Source organism: Variovorax sp. 679 (genome assembly GCF_003952185.1).
Taxonomy (GTDB): Bacteria; Pseudomonadota; Gammaproteobacteria; order Burkholderiales; family Burkholderiaceae_C; genus Variovorax.
Genome location: NZ_RXFS01000001.1, coordinates 195,189 through 215,061 on the forward strand (window position 1 = coordinate 195,189; position 19,873 = coordinate 215,061).

Sequence of the window (19,873 nt, forward strand, 5' to 3'; positions counted from 1 at the left end):
AACCTTCGATACAGGACCTTCATGCTGGTTTATGTGTTTCGTCGCCTGGCGCAGAGCGTCGGCGTGCTGCTTGCGATGTCGATGCTGGTGTTCGCCAGCGTCTACCTGATCGGCAATCCCGCCGACATCCTGATCAGCATGGATGCCGATCAGGCCGAGCGCGCGCGGCTCGTGCAGGCCATGGGCCTGGACCAGGCCCTGCCGCTTCAGTACTGGAACTTCCTGCAGCACGCGCTGCGCGGTGACCTGGGCAACTCCTTCGTGCACGGCGTGCCCGCGATCTCGCTGGTGTTCGAGCGGCTTCCCGCCACGCTCGAGCTGGCCTGCGTCGCGATGCTGATCGCCATCGCGCTGGGCGTGCCGCTCGGCCTGTGGGCCGGCCTGCGGCCTCATTCGTGGATCGGCAGGAGCATCATGACAGGCTCGATCCTGGGCTTCTCGCTGCCGACCTTCTGGGTAGGGCTGATGCTCATCGTCGTGTTCGCGGTGCAGCTGGCCTGGCTGCCCGCGGGCGGACGCGGGCCGACGCGCGAGGTGCTGGGGCTTTCGCTGTCGATCTTCAGCGTAGAAGGCTGGAAGCACCTGCTGCTGCCGGCGGTGAACCTCGCGCTCTTCAAGCTCGCGCTGGTGACGCGGCTCACCCGGGCCAGCACGCACGAGGCATTGACGCAGGACTACGTCAAGTACGCCCGCGCCAAGGGCCTCTCGCCGGCGCGCGTGGTGGGCGTGCACGTGCTCAAGAACATCCTCGTGCCGATCGTGACGGTGGTGGCGCTGGAGTTCGGCGCGCTGGTCGCGTTCGCCGCCGTGACCGAGACCATCTTCGTGTGGCCCGGCGCGGGCAAGCTGATCATCGAGTCGATCGGCTCGCTCGACCGCCCGGTCATCGTCGCCTACCTGCTGGTGGTGGTGTCGATGTTCACCCTGCTCAACCTGCTCGTGGACATCGCGTACTCGAGCCTCGACCCGCGCGTGCGGCTCGACGAACAAAGCGCATGACGACCATGTTCGAAGAAGACGAATCCCCCCTGCGCCGCCTGCTGCGGCAGTACGCCCGCTCCAGGCTCGCCGTGCTCGGCGCGGCCGTGCTGCTGGCACTGATGCTCGCCGCGCTGTTCGCGCCCCTTCTCGCGCCGCAGAACCCGTACGACCTCGCGCAGCTCAATATCCTCGACTCGCGCCTGCCGCCGGGCTCGCACGGCGGCAACGATGCCGCCGGCCAGGGCAAGCTCTACCTGCTGGGCACCGACGACCAGGGTCGCGACATGCTCTCGGGCATGCTCTACGGGCTGCGCATCTCGCTGGGCATCGGCGTGGTGGCCACGCTCGCGGCACTGTCGCTGGGCGCGACGCTGGGCCTGCTAGCAGCCTACGCCGGCGGCCGGCTCGATGCGCTGCTCATGCGCATCGTGGACATCCAGCTGTCGTTTCCCGCGATCCTGGTCGCGCTGGTGCTGGTCACCGTGCTCAAGCCGGGCGTCGGCAATGTCGCCATCGCGCTGGTGGCGGTGCAATGGGCCTACTACGCACGCACGGTGCGTGCCGCGGCGCTCGTCGAGCGCCGCAAGGAATACATCGAGGCCGCGCAGGGCCTGGCGCTGAGCGATGCGCGCATCGTCCTGCGGCACCTGCTGCCCAACTGCCTGCCGCCGGTGATCGTGGTGGCCGCGCTGCAGGTGGCCAACGCGATCTCGCTGGAGGCCACGCTGTCCTTCCTGGGGCTGGGCGTGCCGATCACCGAGCCCTCGCTCGGCCTGCTGATCGCCAACGGCCAGCAATACCTGCTGGCGGGCAAGTACTGGATGTCGCTCTACCCCGGCGTCCTGCTGCTTCTCACGATCCTCGCCATCAACCTCGTGGCCGACCAGCTGCGCGACGTGTCGAACCCGAGGCTGCAGAAACAATGACGAGCGCATCTCAACCCGTTCTGCTCGTCGAGGGCCTGAAGACGCAGTTCGCCACGCGCGCCGGCATCGTCAAGGCCGTGGACGACGTGTCGTTCTCGATCGAGCGCGGCCAGATCATGGGCCTGGTCGGCGAATCGGGCTCGGGCAAGTCGATGACCGGCTACTCGCTCATCGGGCTGATCGACCCGCCGGGCCAGGTTGTCGCAGGCCGGCTGCGCCTCGCGCCGCGCAACGGCGAGGTGCTCGACCTGCGGCGCCTGTCGCCGCGCGCGCTGCAGGGCGTGCGCGGCAACCGCATCGCGATGATCTTCCAGGATCCGATGATGACGCTGAACCCGGTGCTGCGCATCGACACGCAGATGATCGAGGCGGTGCGCGCGCACCACCGGGTCAGCGAGCGCGTGGCGCGCGAACGCGCCGCCGCGGCGCTCGCCAAGGTCGGCATCCCGTCGCCGCACGAGCGGCTGCTGGCCTATCCGCACCAGTTCTCGGGCGGCATGCGCCAGCGGGTGGCGATCGCGATCGCGCTGCTCAACGAGCCCGACGTGATCATCGCGGACGAGCCGACCACGGCGCTCGACGTCACGGTGCAGGGCCAGATCCTCGCGCAGATGCAGAGCCTGTGCCGCGCCTCGGGCACCGCGCTGATCTGGATCTCGCACGACCTGTCGGTGGTGGCGGGGCTGGCCGACACGGTCTCGGTGATGTATGCCGGGCGCATCGTCGAGCAGGGCCCCGTGGCCGAGGTGCTCGACCGGCCGCGCCACCCGTACACGCGCGGACTGATAGCGAGCGCGCCGTCGCGCAACCCGCGCGGACGCCCGCTGCAGCAGATCCCGGGCATGACGCCCTCGCTGCTCGCGCTGCCGCAAGGCTGCGCATTCCAGGCGCGCTGCGCCAGCGCGGACGTGGTCTGCCGCAACGAGCCGCCGCTGGTGGCGCTCGATGGCCGCAGGCTGCGCTGCTTCCACCCGGCGCCCCTGCCCTCTCCCTGTGCGATTGCGAACTGACACCATGGACACCGTCACCCCGTTGCTCGAACTGCGCGCCAGCGCCAAGCGTTTCGTCCGCAAGCCCGATGCCGCGGCGAAGATCGCGCGCCTGTTCGGCGCCCCGGTGCCGTCGCGCACCGTCCACGCCGTCGACGGCGTCTCGCTCGCCGTGCACCCCGGCGAAGTGGTGGGGCTGGTGGGCGAATCGGGCTGCGGCAAGTCGACGCTCGGGCGCATGGCCGCGGGGCTGCAGTCTCTGAGCGAGGGCGAGCGGTGGTGGCAGGGCGAGAACGCCGAGCTGCGCAAGCGTCGCCTCTCGGCGAGCGAGCACCGGCGCGACATGCTCGGCGTCCAGATGATCTTCCAGGACCCGTATGCGAGCCTCAATCCGCGCATGCGGGTGCGCCAGATCATCGGCGAGGCGCCCGTGGCGCACGGGCTGGTCGAGGCCGGGGACCAGGAGGCGCACGTGGCCGCGCTGATGCAGAAGGTCGGCCTCGACCCCGGCTTCATGCGCCGCTTTCCGCACCAGTTCTCGGGCGGCCAGCGCGCGCGCATCGGCATCGCCCGCGCGCTGGCCGTGCGGCCCCGGCTGCTGATCTGCGACGAGGCGGTGGCCGCGCTCGACGTGTCCATCCAGGCGCAGGTGATCAACCTGTTCATGGCACTGCGCGAGGAGCTCGCCCTCACCTATCTCTTCATCAGCCACGACCTCGGTGTGGTGCGGCACATCAGCGACCGCGTGGTGGTGATGTACCTTGGCCGTGTGGTCGAGTCGGCGGGCGCCGACGCGCTGTTCGAGCAGCCGCTGCATCCCTACACCGAGGGTCTGCTGGCCGAGGCGCCGAAGCTGGAGGTGCGCAAGAAGGCCTTCGTGGCGATCCGGGGCGAGATCCCCTCGCCGCTGAATCCGCCGCGCGGCTGCCATTTCCATCCGCGCTGCCCGCGCGCGACACGGCGCTGCGCCGAGGAGATACCGGTGCTCGCGCGCGTGGGTGTCGACCATTGGGTCGCCTGCCATCTGATCGAGCGGGCGGGCGGCGCATGAAGATCGTCGTCATGTGCTGGCTCGCGCGGGCATCGGTCGATGTCTTCGTCGCGCGCAACATCGTGCTGCGGCCCGATCTCGCGGCCAAGGCGCCGCAGCACGTTGCATCCGAGCTCGCCGCGCTCGCGCCCGACGTGGTGATCGCGCGCGAGTCGCAGTTCGAGCTGGTGGCGGCCGTCGCGGCCGGGCTCGCGGATTGCCGATTCGTCTTCTACAGCCTCGCGTCCTCGCGGGCCGCCATCGACACCTCGGCGCTCGCGGCACGCTGCGCCTTCGCCACCGGATCGACCTGGGAGCGCGCCGAGTATGAAGCCTTCGTGCTCGCCGAATCGCTGTGCCGGCCGCGGCCCGGGCAGCCCGCCGGCGCTTCGGCAAGCGCACCGGGCGAGGTGATGCTGGTGGGCGCAGGCGTGGTCAACCTGGTCACGGCGCTGGCGCTGTGCCGGCGCGGCCATCGGGTCTCGGTGTTCGACCGCATGGCCGATCCGCGCGGGCATGGCGAATCGCATCCCGAACGCGCGGGAGCGACCTTCGGCGGAAGGGACGCGCGCATCTTCTCGTACAACGAGTCGCGACATCACCTGGCCTGCTCGCCGCTGTACACGCCGCAGGACCTGCCGCGCTTTCGCCTCGGAATCGCACAGGACGGATGGCTGTCGCGCCGCTACGAGTCGCTTTCGGAAACCGACCGCCGCTGGATCGCCCAGCTCGAGCAGGTGCCGCCCTGGGCAGCGCTGCTGTACGGCAACGACATCGTCGGCTTCAACCGGCAGAGCCACCGGCTATGGCACGAGATCTTCAGCCTCTACCCCGAACTGCTGCGCGAGACGCACCATGTCGGGCGGCTGCTGCGCGTCTACCCGAGCGATGCTTCCCTGCGCGCGGGACGCACGGCCGAGGCCGAGATCGGCGCCCTGCTCGGCGAGGTGCCGCTTGCACGGCTGCGCGAGCGGGAGCCCGCGCTGGGCGACGCGATCGACAGCGGCGCCATCGCGGGCGCGCTCGAAGTGCAGGGCTTCTCGCTCAACATCGTCTCGTTCTGCCGCAACCTGATCGCGCTGCTCGAGCACCTCGGCGCGCGCTTCCACTGGCAGCAGGAAGTAAGCGAGGTGCGGTACGCGGATTCGGGCGCGGTGACGGGCATCGTGGTCGACGGCAAGCTGCGGCGCGCCGACCACTACGTGCTCTCGCCCGGCGCACAGGCGCGCACCCTCTCCACGAAGACCGATGGGCTGGCCGCGATCGGCGCGATGGTCGGCATGTGGGTCACGCTGCCGAACGACGGCGCCGCGCTGAACACGCCGCTGAAGGTGCGCCGGCGCGCATTCGCCAGCAGCGAGGCGGCCCAGGGCGCCAACGTCGTGCCGGGCCGCGACGCCGCCGGGCGGCCGGTGCTGCACTGCAGCTCGGGGCATGGCTTCGTCGGTGTCTCGGCCGACGACGTGCGGCTGGCCGACCTGCCCGAGCTCGCGCGCTGCGTGATGGAGACAGCGGAGGAACTGTTCGCCGACAAGTTCCAGCGTGCCCGGCAGGCCGGCATGCTCGGCGAGCGCCCGGGCTTCTGCGTACGTCCATGGACGCCCTCGGGCCTGGGCGTGCTGGAGGTGCAGGAGAGCGACGCGGGCGGCAAGCTGGTGCTCAGCGGCGGCCACAACACCGGCGGCTTCGCGCAGTCGCCGGCCGTCGCCGAGGCCGTGGCATGCGCGCTGGAGACGCGCCCGCACGCCATGCACACGCTCTACCACCCACGGCGCTTTGCCGATGTGTTCGAGGTGACGCTGTGAGCACGCGCCAGACATCGCTCACCGCGCTGTTGCGCGACGGCCTGCGCGGCGGGGCGACGACGATGTGGATCGATGCCGAAGGCTCGATGCGCCGCGACGACTTCGCGGCGCTCGTGGTCGCGCAGGTGGCACTGCTGCGCCGGCAGGGCATGAAGGCCGGCGATCGCGTGGCGCTGCACGGCGTGGCTTCGCGCGGCCTGGTGGCCATGCTCGTGGGCTGCCTGCTCGAAGGCGTGGTTGCCGTGCCGGTCGACTCGGCGCTGCCGCGCGCGCGCAAGCAGGCGATGGTGGAGGCGTCGGCTCCCAAGCTGGCGATCGAGTTCGCGGCGCAGGCACCGCTCGACGCAGCCGGCATCAGATGCGTCGCGGGCGTGCCGCTGCCGCAAACCGGATGGACGCTGGACGACCTGGGCCTGCCCGAGGTCGCGCCCGACGCTGGCTGCTACATCTTCTTCACTTCCGGCACGACCGGAAGGCCCAAGGGCATCCTCGGGCGGCGCGGCGGGCTCGCACACTTCCTGGCGTGGGAAGCCGGCATGCTCGGCCTGCAGCCCGGCGACCGCGTTGGCGTTCTTACCCGCCTGTCGTTCGACGTGGTGCTGCGCGACCTGCTGCTGCCCATCGTGGCAGGCGTGACCGGGTGCCTGCCGCCTGCCGACTCCCCGATGACGCCGGCCGAAATGCCCAACTGGCTGGCCGCAATGGCCGTCAGCGTGCTCCACACGGTGCCTTCGCTGGCCCAGGCCTGCCTGGCGGGTCTGCGCTCCAACACCCGCAACGGCACGCTGCGCCACACGCTGTTCGCGGGCGAGCCGCTCGGCGGCGCACTGGTCGGTCGCTGGCGCGCGGCATTTCCGGCGAGCGCGATCTACAACCTGTACGGCCCCACCGAGACCACGCTCGCGAAGTTCTGCGCCCGCGTGCCCGCCCCCGCGCCCGAGGGCATCCAGTGCTGCGGCCTGCCGCTGCCCGAGGTGGGCGTGAGCATCCTCGACGAGGCACTGCAGCCACTCGGCACGGGCCGTGTCGGCGAAGTCGCCATTCGCACGGTGCATGGCTCGCTCGGCTACCTGGACCCTGCGGAGCCCTCGTCCACGCGCTTCATCGAGCTCGACGGGCTGCCGGCCTACCTGAGCGGCGATCTCGGCTTCCTCGACAAGAGCGGCGCGCTGCACCTGCGCGGCCGCAAGGACCACCAGGTCAAGATCCTCGGCACCCGCATCGAGCCCGCGGGCATCGCGGCGGTGCTGCAGTCGCACGAAGCGGTGATCGACGCGGCCGTCGTGTGCATGCAGAACGAAGAAGGCGAAGCACAGCTCGTGGGCTACTTCTGCACGCGGTCCGACGCGCAGGCCCTGCGCCGGCGCCTGCGGCCCTTTCTCGCCGAGCGCCTGCCGGCAGCGGCGGTACCAGGCCACCTGATCGCGCTCGACGCCCTGCCGCTCACGGCCAACGGCAAGCTGGATCGCGCACGCCTGCCCATGCCGGCGTCGCGCACCGCCACCACCGCCGACACCGAAGCGGACGCCGACGAACTCGCGCTCGGCGTGGCCGCCGCGATCGCGCGGGTGCTGCAGCAGGCGCAGGTTAGCGTCGACGACGATTTCTTCGCGCTCGGCGGCGACTCGCTCGCGGCGATGCGGCTGTGCGCCGAACTCGAAGCGCAGCTCGGCGTGCATGCGCAGCCACTGCTGCTGATGCATGCGCCCACCGCGCGCGAGCTGGCGCAGCAGCTGCAGGCGGCCGGCTCCTTCGCGCCGGCACCGATCCCGCCCGCGCCGCGCACCCGCTGGTTCACGCTGAGCCCGCAGCAGCGGCGCTACTTCCGCACCTTCTGCGCGGGAGGCAACCGCAACTGGTGCAACATGGTGGCGCTGTTCGAGCTGCCCGACGGCGTCAATGCCTATGCGGTGGGCCGTGCGCTGACCGAGATCGCGCTGCGCCACGACAGCCTGTGCCTGCGCTTCGGCCACGACGGGGAAGGCCTCGTGCGCCAGACGATCGTGGCGACGACGGATGTCCAGGTGGCGCAATGCGACCTGGGCGCGCTCGACGCGGCGGCACTCGCGCGGCGCATCGGCGCGATGCGGGTGGCCGAGGGCGAGGCGGAGATCGCGCTCTTCGCCGATGCGCCGCTTTTTCGCGCCACCCTGCTCGCCCTGCCCGGCCAGCGGCGCCGGCTGCTGTGGACCGTTCATCACCTGGTCAGCGACGGCACCAGCCAGGGCCTGCTCGCGCGCGAGCTGGCCGACCGCCTCGCCGGTCGGCCCTGGGCCACGGATGCCCCGCCGTCGATACGCGACATCGCAGCCTGGGCCGGCGCGCGCAACGATTCTGCGCAAGCCGCGCGCGCGCACTTGCGCGCATTGTTCGGCGCGCCCTACCGCCACCGCTACCTGCCGGACAGGCTGCGCTGCGACGATCCGCAACGCTGCCACGCGATGGAAGCCGCCCTGCACGGCACGCTGCGCGACACGGTCCGCGCGGCGGCGCGGCGCCTGAAGTGCACGCCCTACGTGCTGTACGTGGCCGCGTATTTCCGCTGGCTCGCAACGCTGACCGAATGCGACGACCTGGTGGTCGTGACGCCGCTGGCCGGCCGCGCCCATCCGCAGGTCGCGCAGACCATCGGCGATTTCATCAACCTGGTGCCGTTGCGCATCGAGCGCCTGGGCGCGCTGCCGGCACGCCAGCTGGTCGAGAGCGTGCACGACGGCATCGCGCTCGCCGCGCGCAACCAGGAACTGCAGTTCGACGAGATCCTCGACGAGCTCGGCGTGCCCTTCGATGCGGATCGCAACCCGCTGACCGGCTTCTCGCTCAACTTCATGCCGCAGGCGACGGGCGATGCACCCGCCCTCGCGACGGTGCGGCACGCGGACCGCGGCTACCGGCTGAAGTACGACCTGCTGATGCTGATCCGCGGATGGCACGACGCCACGCACATCGAGATCCAGTACCGCGCCGGCCTGTTCACGCCGGCCGCGGTCGAGGAGTGCTTCACCGACTACTGCACGCACCTGGAGGCCTTGAGCCATGCCTGAGAAGCCGACCATGAATCCCGCGCCAATGGGCGAATACGTCTTGCTGGTGCTGCTCTCGATCCTCTGGGGCGGCTCCTTCACGCTGATCAAGGTCGCGGTGGCCGACTTTCCACCGGCCACGCTGGCCGCGGTGCGCATCCTGCTCGGCGGCGCGCTGCTGGGCGTGGTGGCCGTGGCCAGGGGCCTCGCATTCCCGACGCGCGCCAGCCGCTGGGGGGCGCTCTGGGTGCAGGGGCTGCTGCAGGGCGCGCTGCCGTTCACGCTGATCGGCTGGGGCGAGCTGCACATCGCGAGCGGGCTCGCGGGCGTGCTCAATGCGACCGTGCCGCTGTTCGCCTTCCTGCTTGCCGTGTTCGTCGTCGGCTCGGCGCCCTTCGTGCTCACGAAGTTCCTGGGCGTCCTGCTCGGGCTCGCGGGCGTCGCCGGGATCGTCGGGCACGGCTCCTCCATCGCCGCGCTCGGCCAGAGCGACTTCCTGGCGTCCATGGCGGTGCTGGGCGCGAGCGCGTCGTATGCGTGCGGCGCGGTGTTCGGCCATCGCTTCGGCGACCAGCCCGCCGTGGTCACCGCGGCCGGCTCGCTGCTGTGCGGAGGGGCCACGATGCTGCCGTTCAGCCTCGCGCTCGACCGGCCCTGGACGCTCGCGCCCAGCCTCGAGGCCACGCTGGCGCTGCTGGCCCTCGCGCTGCTGTCGACCGCGCTGGCCAGTGTGGTCTTCTTCCGGCTGATCCGCACGCTGGGCCCGGTCACCACCACCAGCAACGCCTACCTGCGGGCGCTGGTGAGCGTGGCGTTCGGCGTGGTCTTTCTTGCCGAGCCCCTCAGCTGGAGCCTGCTGGCCGCGAGCGCGCTGATCGTCGCCGGCGTCGTGCTCGTCACGCGGCCGGGCAGGCCGGGCCGGGAGCTGCGTCGTGCGGGCTGAGATCGCGATCGTCGGCGTCGGCCCCTGGGGCCTGGCAGTGCTCGACCGGCTCGTCACCGCCGCGAGCCGGCAGCCGCGGCTCGCGCTCACGGTGCACCTGATCGACCCCGACGAGCCGGGCCCGGGCCTGCACAAGCCGCAGCAGGAAGACTTCCTGCTGCTCAACACCGTCACCGGCCAGCTCGACAGCTTCAGCGCTCGCCACTTCGGCGAGCCGCCGCTCACGGGCGCCATGCCGTTCATCGACTGGCTGCGCGAGGCGCGCGACATCGAGGCCGATGCCAACGGCTTCCTGCCGCGCGCGCTCTTCGGCGACTACCTGCGCCACGTGCACGCGGTGCTGTGCGACAACGCGCCGTCGCACATGCGGATCTTGCAGGTGCGCCAGCGCGCGCTCGATGTCTCTCTCGCGGCCGACGCGAAGGCGCGCGTGCGCCTGGGCGACGGCTCGGCGCTCACCGTGGACCATGTCTTTCTCTGCACGGGCCACGGGCTGGCGCATGCCGCCGGCGGGCAGGCTCCGTCGCCGGCGAAGCCGATCGATCCGTACCCGCTGGCGCCGCTCCAGGCGCGCATCGAGGCCGGCTCGGCGGTGGGCATCTCGGGCACCGGGCTGGCGGCGGTCGACGTGGTCGCCGCGCTCACCGTGGGCCGCGGCGGACGCTTCGTGCGCGAGGAAGACGGCATGCTGCACTACCTGCCGGGCGGGCGCGAGCCGGTGATGTTCGTGCACTCTCGCAGCGGCACGCCGTTCGCATGCCGGCCCGCGCAATCGCTCGACCTGTCGGGCAGCTTCGCGCCGATCTTCTGCACCGAGGCCTACCTGGCCTTGCGGCGGGCGGCCCGCGGCCCCGCAGGCCTGCAGCTCGACGAAGACCTGCTGGCGGTGCTCGCGGCCGAGATGCGCGCCGCCTACCTGATGCGCGCACTGGCGCTGTCGCAGGGCGCCGACGCGGCCGCGGCCTGCAGGCGCGCGCTCGCCGTGCTCGCACCGGCCGAGGTCAGGGATTTCTGCGAAGCAGCCCTACCGTCGATGGCGTGGTTCTCGCCCGAGACGCTGCTCGCGCCCTCCCCCTCGCCTTCATTTCCCGGCGCGGCAGATTTCAATGCCGCCTTCGCGGCACGCCTGCGCTTCGACGTGGAGGAGGCGCGCAAGGGCGAGGCGCACAGCCCGTACAAGTACGCGGTGGAGCTTCTGCGCGTGCTGCGCGGCTTCATCCGCCAGGCGGTGGAGTTCGACGCGCTCGCACCGGCGTCTCGCCACCGCTTCTTCGACGTGGTGGCGCCACGGATCTCCCAGCTGGTCGTGGGCCCGCCGATAGCGCGCGGACTCGAATGGCTGGCGCTGATGCGCGCCGGCCTGCTGCGCGCCGATCTCGGCCCGGCGCCCACGCTCGAGCGCGATGCGGCGCTCGGTGTGTGGCGGGCGCGCTCGAGCGCCTTCGAAACGCCCTTCGTGGCCTGTCTCGACCACCTGGTGCATGGCCGCGCGGGGCACGGCGCGATCGACATCGCGGACGACTCCCTGCTCGCCGCGCTCTACCGCTCGGGCCTTTGCGCCGGTGCGGCACCGGTGCCCCCTGAGGACACGCGAAGGCGGGTGCCGCGCACCGACACCATCGGGCATCCGCTCGATGCGACAGGCCTGCCGGTGCACCAGCTCACGCTGCTCGGCGTGCCCACCGAAGGCCTGCGCTACTTCAACCACTACCTGCCTTCGCCCAAGAGCCGGTCGCGGGTCTTCGACAGCGTGCAGTCGGCGCTCGATGCGCTGTGGGAGCGGCTCGCATCCGCGCACCGTGGCGAGGGCGCGCGGACGACCGGCACGCCGGCGCTCGAACGCGACTGACCTTGTCCCGAAGGAGCCGTACGGCGCGCACCGACGACGCCTCGGGATCTTCGGGAAGCCCCTCTCGCGGCGGCGGACGACGCGGCAACGATGCCGCTTCGGTCAACTTGCAGGGCAGGAGATTTCAGCCATGGACCGCCTCTTCGCCCATTTCGCCAACAGGATCGCGCACGTCGCGGGAAGTCCCGCCACCTTCCTGGCCTGCGTGCTGCTCGTCATCGCATGGGCCGCGGCCGGGCCCGTCTTCCACTTCTCGGAGAACTGGCAGCTGGTCATCAACACCGGCACCACCATCGTGACCTTCCTGATGGTGTTCCTGATCCAGAACACCCAGAACCGCGATGGCGCGGCGCTGCAGACCAAGCTCGACGAACTCATCCGCTCATCGGCCGCGCACAACGAGTTCATGGGCATCGAGAAACTCACCGACGAGGAGCTGAGCGCGCTGCACGCGCAATGCGAGGCCGCGGCCAGGAAAAGCCAGGCGACGCTCGAGCGCACGCGCGCCGAACGCCGCCGGCGCGGCCACACGCAGCCCGGGCCGCAGGCGCATTGAAGGGGCCGACGCACGAATGGCTCGAGCGCGCAGTTGCCGGAACAGTCCCTAGGCGCACTCGGGCGCGACAGTGTCCAGCACCCTGGCAAGGTGCTCGACGAGCCGCGCGGAATAGGCCTGCGCAGGATGGAGGATGTCCGCCATTTCGGTGGGCTGCACCGGCACGCTGCCCCAGTCGGCAAAGGGCACCGCCATGTCCCTGGCCACGCGCCGCACGACCGCGTCGCCCTGCGCACGGACCTGCGCCCCGGTCAGCGTGCGCGACAGGCCGGTCAGCACCACGTGACGGCCCTCCGCCCTCGCCTTCACGATCATGGCGCGCAACGCCCCGTCCAGGGGCAGTCCCTGCATGGCATCGTTGAGCCCGTGCTCGATGACCACGATGCGGCCCGAGCGCTCCTCGCCCGCGAACGAAGCCGAACGGGCACTCGCCGTCTCGCCGTTCACCGAACGATCGACCACCTTGTATCGCGGGCGCAGCCTGCGCAGCGCGGCCGCCGGCGGCTCCTGCAGGCGCTTGTCACCCAGGTAGCCGCCATGAAGGATCGAGTCGCCGTACAGCTCGACGCTGCAGACGGCTTCGGGCTTCGCGGCAGCCATGCCTGCCGGCCCATTCACGGGCGCAGCCGCGGCTGGCACCGCGAGGGCGCGGTTTTCCGGCGGCGCGACACGGGATGGCGAACAGCCGGCGGCGAGCACCGCGCCCAGAACCGCGGCGATGGCGATCTGTCGGCGTCTCGCCCGGCGGAGCGGAATGCGGGGGAAAAGTCGGGTGGGATGAGGCACCCACCGACACTAGGGAGCAATCGAGGGGAAATTGTGGAGATGGCCTTGAGGCTGGCGGGAACGATCAGCTTTTCCCGGAAGCAAGGCCTCGAGCGCCCCGCCTGCTCTCCCGGAACAGGACGATCAACCCCGAAATAAAGAAGTACACGGCCCCAACCGCCGCATAGCCGCCAATCGTCTGCAAGACAGGCGCGCTACCACCCTGCTGCGCCACAAAGAACCCACCAGCCAGGGCAGACTGCGCTCCACTCAGCATCATCACCCACTGCCCCCCGTTGTCCTTGCGGCGACGCACGGCCGTCGCCAGCTGCAGCAGGCCTGCGACGATGGCCCAGACCCCGAAGATCGCCAGCACGATCTGCAGCTCGAACACGAAGGCGCCCGCAACCGCGAGCGTGACCAGCGCGCTGATCCAGATGTTGATCAACTGCGTGGCATTGGCCTTGGCACCGCCCGTCATCCTGACGTCCAGCAGGTTCGCAAGGGCATCCCAGGCGGGATAGACGATCAGCAGCGCGGCTGCCAAGACGGGCGAATGCTTGGCGATGGTGAAGCTCGCCGCGACCCACGCGAAGGAAAAGGCAGCGCGAACGAGGTAGTAGTTGCGCAGCCAGGCGGCTCGCTGGGATTCGGTTTTCAAGGTGTCTGACATGGAAGATGGGGCGGCTGAAGCCGCGAGTTGAGAAGGCTCCAGCTCATCGAGGAGCGAACGGTGCAACGATTCTTCTGCGCCCTCGCCCCACGCGGTATCCGTCGGATGACCGACACGGGCCCCAATGGAACTGTGCGATGCTGCGTGCCCGCCGCAGCGATTCACGCCCCATGTCCGACGACACGACGACCATCACTGTTTTCGACGCGGTCCGCGCACTGGCCTTCATCGGCGACCTGAGCATGGGCCAGCCGACCGACCATTCGCTGCGCACGGCCTGGCTCGCCGGGAAGATCGCGGCCGAGGCCGGCTGCGACGCCGCCCAGGTCGAGGCCGTGCGGCATGTCGCGCTGCTGCGCTGGTCGGGCTGCACCGCCAATGCCCAGGAGTTCGCCGACTTCCTCGAAGACGACGTGCAGGGCCGGCGCGCCCTGCTTGCGTCGCCTGCACCCCGCATTCGCCAGCCGCACATCAGCGGGCCGGTGCCCGACGCGGTGCTGGCAATGGCCGACATCCATTGCGAGATTGCCGGCGACATCGCCAACACGCTGGGGTTGAGCCGCGAGACCGAAGCAGCCCTGCGCGCGGTGTTCGAGGCCTACGACGGCAGCGGCATCCCCGGCGTGCTGCAGGGCAACGAGGTTCCGCTCGCGACCTACGTCGTGGCGCTGGCGAGCGACCTGGAGATCTTCGGTCGCCTCTACGGAATCGACGAAGCGCTCACGCTCGCTCGCGGACGCGCGGACAGCCTCTACCCGGCCTTTCTCGTCGATGCGAGCACGCCTCGTGCATTGGCATGGATGAAGGAGCTGGATTCCCCCGTCGCGCCATGGACCGAGCCCGCCGAACAGCCCCCTTCGATGCTCCGGCGCATGGGACTGGAACTCGTCGGCGACGTGATCGACCTCAAGCTGCCCTGGATGACTGGCTACTCGCGCCGCGTGGCCCGGCTGGCGCGCGACTGCGGCGCGCAGCTCGGCCTGGACGAGGCGGCCTGCGACCGCACGTACAAGGCGGGCCTGATCCACGGCATCGGGCGCGCGGCGGTTCCCAATGCCATCTGGAATGCGCCCGAGCCGCTGCCGGCTTCGTCGCTGGAGCACGTGCGGCTCGTGCCGTACTGGACTTCCCGCGCCGCAGGGCAGATCGACGGCCTTACAGCGGAAGCGGAGATCGCGTCCTTCGCCTTCGAGCGGCGCGACGGCTCCGGCCACTTTCGCGGTCGCTCGGGCTCGGCTATGCCGCTGGAGGGGCAGATCGTCGCGGCGGCCCAGCAGTGGCAATCGCACCGCACCCGTCGTCCGTGGCGGCCTGAACTCACGGAGGCGCAGGCGCTCGACAGCATGAAAGAAGACGTCAAGGCGGGCCGCTTCGACGAGGAAGTCGTCACGGCGCTGCTCGCATGCGTCCTGCCGGGCACCTCATCATCAAAGCCCGTTTCGCCGCCACAAGGCGACGCGTCTCTTTCACAGCGCGAGCTCGAGGTGCTGCGCAGCATCAGCCAAGGCCACAACACGAAGGAAGTCGCCCGTGCGCTGGGCATCAGCCCGAGCACGGTGCGCACTCATGTCGAGCGCCTGTTCCAGAAGCTCGGATGCACGACCCGTGCGGCCGCGACGCTGAAGGCCGCGACCAGGGGGCTCATCTAGCAGCAACGGCGGCACGCAACGACTGCAGCGTGCCCTCGGCCGCCTCGATGCGCCGACGCAGCTCCTCGTTGACGACGCGTACCAGCGCGCTGAGTTCAGAGCGGCTGGAGCAGACTTCCTCCGTCTCATTCACTCGCTGCGGGCCGATGAGTCTTTCGAGGCCGGCATACGCGTGCCGCACTTCGTGAAGGCTCTCGACGTCGTCGCAAGCCTGCAGAGCAAGCGATTCGACGCCTGCCGCTTCGGAAGAAGATTCGGGAAATGAAGAGACACGCGCGGACGCGCGAGCGGATGCAGCCATGAACGGCCTCCAAGGGTTTCGGTTTGCTGAAACCGACGCACCCGAGTCCAAGCGGGGGCGGCGGCTCGACGGGTTGGACTACCGGGAAACCACTTGCGTGAAACCGGCCGGGCTTGCGCCCGCCCATCGAGCCGCCAAAACTGGAAGCACGAACGACAAAGCCGCATACCCTGCGGGGTGACTGCGGCTTGCGTCGCAGCGATTTCAACGGGAGTCCAAGCCCGATCACGCCTTTTCTTGACGTGACGGGGCGCAGTATAGCTACGGAGGTATTCATCGCATCCGCCCCAGAACAGGCGATGCCCCTACAGCCGACGGCCTCATCCCGGAAGCTGGAACAATCCAGCCACCATGGACGGTCTGGACCTCATCAAAACATTTCGCGAAGTTGCCTTCCGGCGCAGCTTCTCCCGCGCGGCGATCTCGCTGGGCATGTCCAAGGCCACTGTGAGCCGCTACGTGGCCGAGCTCGAAACCCGAAGCGGCGTGCGGCTGCTCAACCGGTCCACCCGCTCCCTGAGCCTGACGGACGCAGGCGAGGTGCTGCTGGAGCGCAGCACGCAACTGGTGACGATGGCCGAGAACACGCTGAACGACCTGCAGGCCCATGGCTCGCATCCGCGCGGGCGCCTGCGCATGAGCGCGCCGCACGGGCTGATCGCCGGCTGGCTTTCTGACGTGATCGCGGGCTTCATCAAGCGCTACCCCGACGTGTACGTGAGCCTCGTGTTCACCAACGACGACCTCGACCTGATCGAGGAAGGCATCGACATCCATCTGACGGGCGGGCGCATCGACGACATGAACCTGATCGTGCGCCGCCTCGTGCAGTTCGACATGGTGGTGTGCGCCACGCCGAGCTACTGGGCGCAGCGCGGCATGCCGCAGACGCCCGAAGACCTGAGCCGGCACGACGTGCTGAGCTACTCGGCGAAGCCGACCACGCATCTACCCTTCGAGACCAACGGCGAGCCTTATGAAGTTCCGGTGCACAGCCGCCTGGAAGCCAACGATGCCGTGGCGCTGATCGAGCTGGCGCTGCGCGGCGTGGGCGTGGCCTATGTGCCGGAGCCGCTGGCGCAGTCGCACCTGGAGCGCGGTGCGCTGGTGCCGGTGCTGCGCGAACATATGCCGCGCGACCACTGGCTGTATGCGGCCTACTCGCAGCGCCGCCACAACAGCGCCGCGATGCGCGCGATGCTCGACTTTCTCGAGCAGTCGATGGAGGCACTCACCGAAGGCCCGGCGCTGCCGCCCGCGTTGCCGGTGGTGGTGTCGCACCAGGCGGCTGCTACATGCGCCCTTTCCAGGGCACAAGCCGGCGCTCGAGCCACCGCATCAGCAGGTCGAAAAGATAAGCCACCACCCCAATGACGATGATGCCCATGATGACGATGTCGGTGCGCAGGAAGTTCGACGCGTTCAGCACCATCTGACCCAGCCCCATGTTGGCCGCCACCATCTCGGCGGCCACCAGCGTGGTCCAGCCGAAGCCGATGGCGATGCGCATGCCCACCAGGATGTCGGGCAGCGCCGACGGCAATATCACGTGGCGGATCACCTGCATGTAGCTCGCGCCCATCGAGTACGCAGCGTTGATCTGCTCCTGCGACGCGCTGCGCATGCCCGAGCGCGCGGCCAGCGCCAGCGGCGCGAAGCAGCTCAGGAAGATCAGCAGCACCTTCGGCAACTCGTCGATGCCGAACCAGATGATGATGAGCGGCAGGTACGCCAGCGGCGGCAGCGGCCGGTAGAACTCCAGCGGCGGATCGAAGATGCCGCGCCAGAAGCGGCTCATGCCCATCGCGATGCCCACCGGAATGGCCGTGACGCAGGCCAGCAGGAAGGCCGAGAACACGCGGAACATGCTCGCCAGGAAGTGCTGCCACAGCGGCTTGTCGTTGGCCTGCCCGGTGAGGTATTCGTAGAACTGCTGGAACACCGCCTGCGGCGTCGGCAGGAAGAGCGGCTTGACCCAGCCCATGTTGGTGACGATGAACCACAGCGCCACCAGCGCGATCACCGTGACGATGCTGATCGTCAGGCTCGAGCCTTCGCCCGGCACCTTGAAGGCGCTGGTCTTGAGCTTGGTGCCTGCTGCTGGTACTGGCGATGCGGCAGGCTTGGAAGGCGGTGGCGTCATGGCGACGGGGGAAGCGATCGACACCTCAGGCATGGGCAACCTCGCGATGATGAATGATCGAGAGCACTTCTTCACGCATGCGGATGAAATCGGGCTCCGACTTCACCTTGCGCGAATCGCCGTGCGAGAGGTACTGGCGCGAGAAGGGTACGTCGTCGTAGACGTGCGAGATACGCCCCGGGCTCGGGCTCATCACGATCAGCCGAGTGGCGAGGAACAGCGCCTCTTCCACCGAGTGGGTGATGAAGAAAACCATCTTGTTCGACTTGGACCAGGCCTGGAGAAGAATCTCCTGCACCTGCTCGCGCGTGAACGCATCGAGCGCGCCCATGGGCTCATCCATCAGCAGCACGGCCGGATCGCTGGCGAGAGCACGCGCAATGCCCACGCGCTGCTGCATGCCGCCCGAGAGCTCGTACACGGCGCGGTCGGCGTACTTCTGCAGACCGACGAGGCCGAGCTTTTCTTCCGCGATGCGGTCGCGCTCGGCCTTGCCCACGCCGCCGAGCCGTAGGCCCAGCGCCACGTTGTCGCGCACGTTGAGCCATGGCATCAGCGCGTGCTTCTGGAACACCACGCCACGGTCGGCGCCGGGGCCGGCTACCGGCTTGCCGTCGAGCAGGATCTCGCCGGTCGATGGCGGCAGGAAGCCCGCGATGCTGTTGAGCAGCGTGGTCTTGCCGCAGCCCGAGGCGCCGAGCGCGACGACGAAGTCGCCGTCGTGCATCGTCAGGTTCACGGGCGCCAGCGCTTGGAGCGTGCCGCCCTTGACCGCGTAGTTGACCGTCAGGTCGCGAATGTCGAGCGTGGGCATGCGTCGCTACCCGCTTACTTGCCCATCGCCTTGTCGACGTAGGTGGTGGTCACGAAGGCGCTGTAGTCGGGCTTCACTTCCTGCACGCGACCTTGCTCCTTGAGGAAGGCGGCCGTGTTCGCCATCGCCTTGGCCGCACCGCCGCCCAGCCATGCGGGCGAGACCTGCTCGGCCATCGTCGGGAAGGTGTAGAGCGCCATCGCCGCGCCCACGTCCTTCGGGTCGGCCTTCGTCCACTTCGCCATGGCTTTCGTCTGCGGCGAATCGGGCGTCCAGCTCTTTCCCGTTGCCTTGTATTCCTCGTTCGCGCGGTTCAGCGCCTTCACGAAGGCGATCATGAACGGCTCGTTGGCGGCCGCCCATTTCGCGTTGACCACGATGCCCTCGAAGGTGGGTGCGCCGCGCTTGCCGATGCTGCCCGATGTGGCGATGGTCTTGCCCGTGGCCTTGATCTTGGAAAGCACCGGGTCCCAGATGAAAGTGGCGTCGATGTCGCCGCGCTCCCACGCGGCCGCGATCTCCGGCGGGCGCATGTTCATCACGTTCACGCTCTTGGCGTCGACACCGTCCATCTTCATGCCGGCCATGAGCTGGTAGTGCGCGGTCGACACGAAAGGCGTGGCCACCTTCTTGCCGGCCAGGTCCTTCATGCTGTTGATGCCCGAGGCGTTGCGCGCGATGAGCGCTTCGGCGTTCGCGATGTCGGCGGAGATCCAGAAAAGCTTGATGTCCTGCCCCTGGCTGGCGGCGGCCGTCAACGGGCTGGAGCCGGTTTCACCCATCTGCACGTCGCCTGAAGCCATCGCGCGGATCACGTCGCCGCCGCCTGCGAACATGCGCCAGTTGATCTTGTAGCCGGTGGCTTTTTCTACCTCGCCGGATTCCATGACGAGGCGCAGGGGGACAAGCATGTCCTGATGGGCGAAGGTTAGTTCCTTGGCTTGCTGGGCGGAAGCCGTGCCGCACAGGGCTGCGAGCGTGGTGGCCAGGATGGCGAACTGGAGGGGGAGACGGCGGGACATGGTCATCTGGTTTCTCCGGGTGGGTGAATCTCGCCGCGACTTTGCACCCATCGGGAGCAGCCAGGAAGTACCAGCGACTGTGTCGGCATGGAGCCAGTCGGTGAGTGAATACCCTTGTTGTGGTGCGTTCTGCACGGGGGAGGTGCACTCTTTTTTAGGGGTTTGCTTTCCGGGGCCGGGTCTCGGCCCGGCGGCCGACCTACTTTTCTTTGCTTCGCCAAAGAAACGTAGGCAAAAGAAAGGCGACCCTACTGTCTGTGTCCCTCCGCTTCGCTGCGGGCAACCTGCGGTGCTCGACTACGGAGGGGGTCCGCAGAACTCGCTTCGCTCAAACAGCTGCGGCCCTTATCCCTCCTACGTCTGCGCTCCTCGGCACAGCCAGAAGGGAGTTGGAAACCGAACAG

Annotated in this window: 17 protein-coding genes; 11 read left to right on the plus strand and 6 right to left on the minus strand. The window is 69.4% G+C overall.

Annotated elements, in window-relative coordinates; all coding sequences use genetic code 11:
- The first annotated feature begins 21 nt into the window (after positions 1–21).
- From EJO71_RS00945 to EJO71_RS00980, 9 genes are all read left to right on the plus strand, one after another.
- Positions 22–999: an ABC transporter permease gene (locus EJO71_RS00945; protein WP_125947228.1), complete on the plus strand. Its 978-nt coding sequence runs from the start codon at positions 22–24 to the stop codon at positions 997–999.
- On the plus strand, positions 996–1,907 hold the full coding sequence (locus tag EJO71_RS00950) for an ABC transporter permease (protein ID WP_125947227.1): 912 nt from the start codon (positions 996–998) through the stop codon (positions 1,905–1,907). The genes EJO71_RS00945 and EJO71_RS00950 overlap by 4 nt, the downstream gene beginning before the upstream one ends.
- Positions 1,904–2,917: an ABC transporter ATP-binding protein gene (locus EJO71_RS00955; RefSeq protein WP_093200018.1), complete on the plus strand. Its 1,014-nt coding sequence runs from the start codon at positions 1,904–1,906 to the stop codon at positions 2,915–2,917. The genes EJO71_RS00950 and EJO71_RS00955 overlap by 4 nt, the downstream gene beginning before the upstream one ends.
- 4 nt (positions 2,918–2,921) lie before the next feature.
- Entirely contained in the window at positions 2,922–3,947 is a 1,026-nt protein-coding gene (locus tag EJO71_RS00960; protein WP_125947226.1) for an oligopeptide/dipeptide ABC transporter ATP-binding protein, read from the plus strand.
- Entirely contained in the window at positions 3,944–5,731 is a 1,788-nt protein-coding gene (locus EJO71_RS34255) for an FAD-dependent oxidoreductase (protein ID WP_164546732.1), read from the plus strand. The genes EJO71_RS00960 and EJO71_RS34255 overlap by 4 nt, the downstream gene beginning before the upstream one ends.
- Entirely contained in the window at positions 5,728–8,775 is a 3,048-nt protein-coding gene (locus tag EJO71_RS00965; RefSeq protein WP_164546731.1) for an AMP-binding protein, read from the plus strand. The genes EJO71_RS34255 and EJO71_RS00965 overlap by 4 nt, the downstream gene beginning before the upstream one ends.
- A gap of 10 nt (positions 8,776–8,785) precedes the next feature.
- A complete protein-coding gene (locus tag EJO71_RS00970) occupies positions 8,786–9,697 on the plus strand; it encodes an EamA family transporter (RefSeq protein WP_206168986.1) in 912 nt (303 codons plus the stop codon).
- The gene (locus EJO71_RS00975; protein ID WP_125947224.1) at positions 9,687–11,546 is read left to right on the plus strand and encodes an FAD/NAD(P)-binding protein; all 1,860 of its coding nucleotides are present in this window, start codon (positions 9,687–9,689) and stop codon (positions 11,544–11,546) included. Before EJO71_RS00970 ends, EJO71_RS00975 begins: the two co-directional genes overlap by 11 nt.
- Positions 11,547–11,676: 130 nt before the next feature.
- Positions 11,677–12,102, plus strand: a complete 426-nt coding sequence (locus EJO71_RS00980) for a low affinity iron permease family protein (RefSeq protein ID WP_093305408.1) — start codon at positions 11,677–11,679, stop codon at positions 12,100–12,102.
- A 48-nt stretch (positions 12,103–12,150) separates the two neighbouring features.
- Here the strand turns inward: EJO71_RS00980 and EJO71_RS00985 are convergent, their stop codons facing one another.
- Both EJO71_RS00985 and EJO71_RS00990 read right to left on the minus strand, forming a co-directional pair.
- Positions 12,151–12,702, minus strand: coding sequence for a GDSL-type esterase/lipase family protein (locus EJO71_RS00985; RefSeq protein WP_125947223.1), 552 nt, complete (start codon positions 12,700–12,702; stop codon positions 12,151–12,153).
- Between the two features lie 250 nt (positions 12,703–12,952).
- A complete protein-coding gene (locus EJO71_RS00990; RefSeq protein ID WP_125947222.1) occupies positions 12,953–13,540 on the minus strand; it encodes a DUF308 domain-containing protein in 588 nt (195 codons plus the stop codon).
- A gap of 170 nt (positions 13,541–13,710) precedes the next feature.
- Here EJO71_RS00990 and EJO71_RS00995 point away from each other — a divergent pair, with 170 nt between their 5' ends.
- Positions 13,711–15,189 carry an HD domain-containing phosphohydrolase gene (locus EJO71_RS00995; protein WP_125947433.1) on the plus strand — a complete coding sequence of 493 codons (1,479 nt, stop codon included), beginning with the start codon at positions 13,711–13,713 and terminating at the stop codon, positions 15,187–15,189.
- On the opposite strand, the gene EJO71_RS34670 is transcribed toward EJO71_RS00995, so the two are convergent.
- Complete coding sequence (locus tag EJO71_RS34670) at positions 15,182–15,490, minus strand: hypothetical protein (RefSeq protein ID WP_240651263.1); 309 nt, start codon at positions 15,488–15,490, stop codon at positions 15,182–15,184. The genes EJO71_RS00995 and EJO71_RS34670 overlap by 8 nt on opposite strands.
- 351 nt (positions 15,491–15,841) lie before the next feature.
- Here EJO71_RS34670 and EJO71_RS01005 point away from each other — a divergent pair, with 351 nt between their 5' ends.
- Positions 15,842–16,864: a LysR family transcriptional regulator gene (locus EJO71_RS01005; RefSeq protein ID WP_125947221.1), complete on the plus strand. Its 1,023-nt coding sequence runs from the start codon at positions 15,842–15,844 to the stop codon at positions 16,862–16,864.
- Here EJO71_RS01005 and EJO71_RS01010 read toward each other — a convergent pair.
- Genes EJO71_RS01010 through tauA form a run of 3 tightly spaced genes read right to left on the minus strand, consistent with a single transcriptional unit; the run spans position 16,782 to position 19,475 of the window.
- Positions 16,782–17,633 (minus strand): ABC transporter permease subunit, encoded by an 852-nt coding sequence (locus tag EJO71_RS01010; protein WP_240651262.1) that lies wholly within the window; start codon positions 17,631–17,633, stop codon positions 16,782–16,784. The two genes, EJO71_RS01005 and EJO71_RS01010, sit on opposite strands and share 83 nt — an antisense overlap.
- A 25-nt stretch (positions 17,634–17,658) precedes the next feature.
- A complete protein-coding gene (locus tag EJO71_RS01015; RefSeq protein ID WP_125947219.1) occupies positions 17,659–18,447 on the minus strand; it encodes an ATP-binding cassette domain-containing protein in 789 nt (262 codons plus the stop codon).
- A gap of 14 nt (positions 18,448–18,461) precedes the next feature.
- Positions 18,462–19,475 carry a taurine ABC transporter substrate-binding protein gene (tauA, locus tag EJO71_RS01020; RefSeq protein WP_125947218.1) on the minus strand — a complete coding sequence of 338 codons (1,014 nt, stop codon included), beginning with the start codon at positions 19,473–19,475 and terminating at the stop codon, positions 18,462–18,464.
- Between the last annotated feature and the right edge of the window lie 398 nt (positions 19,476–19,873).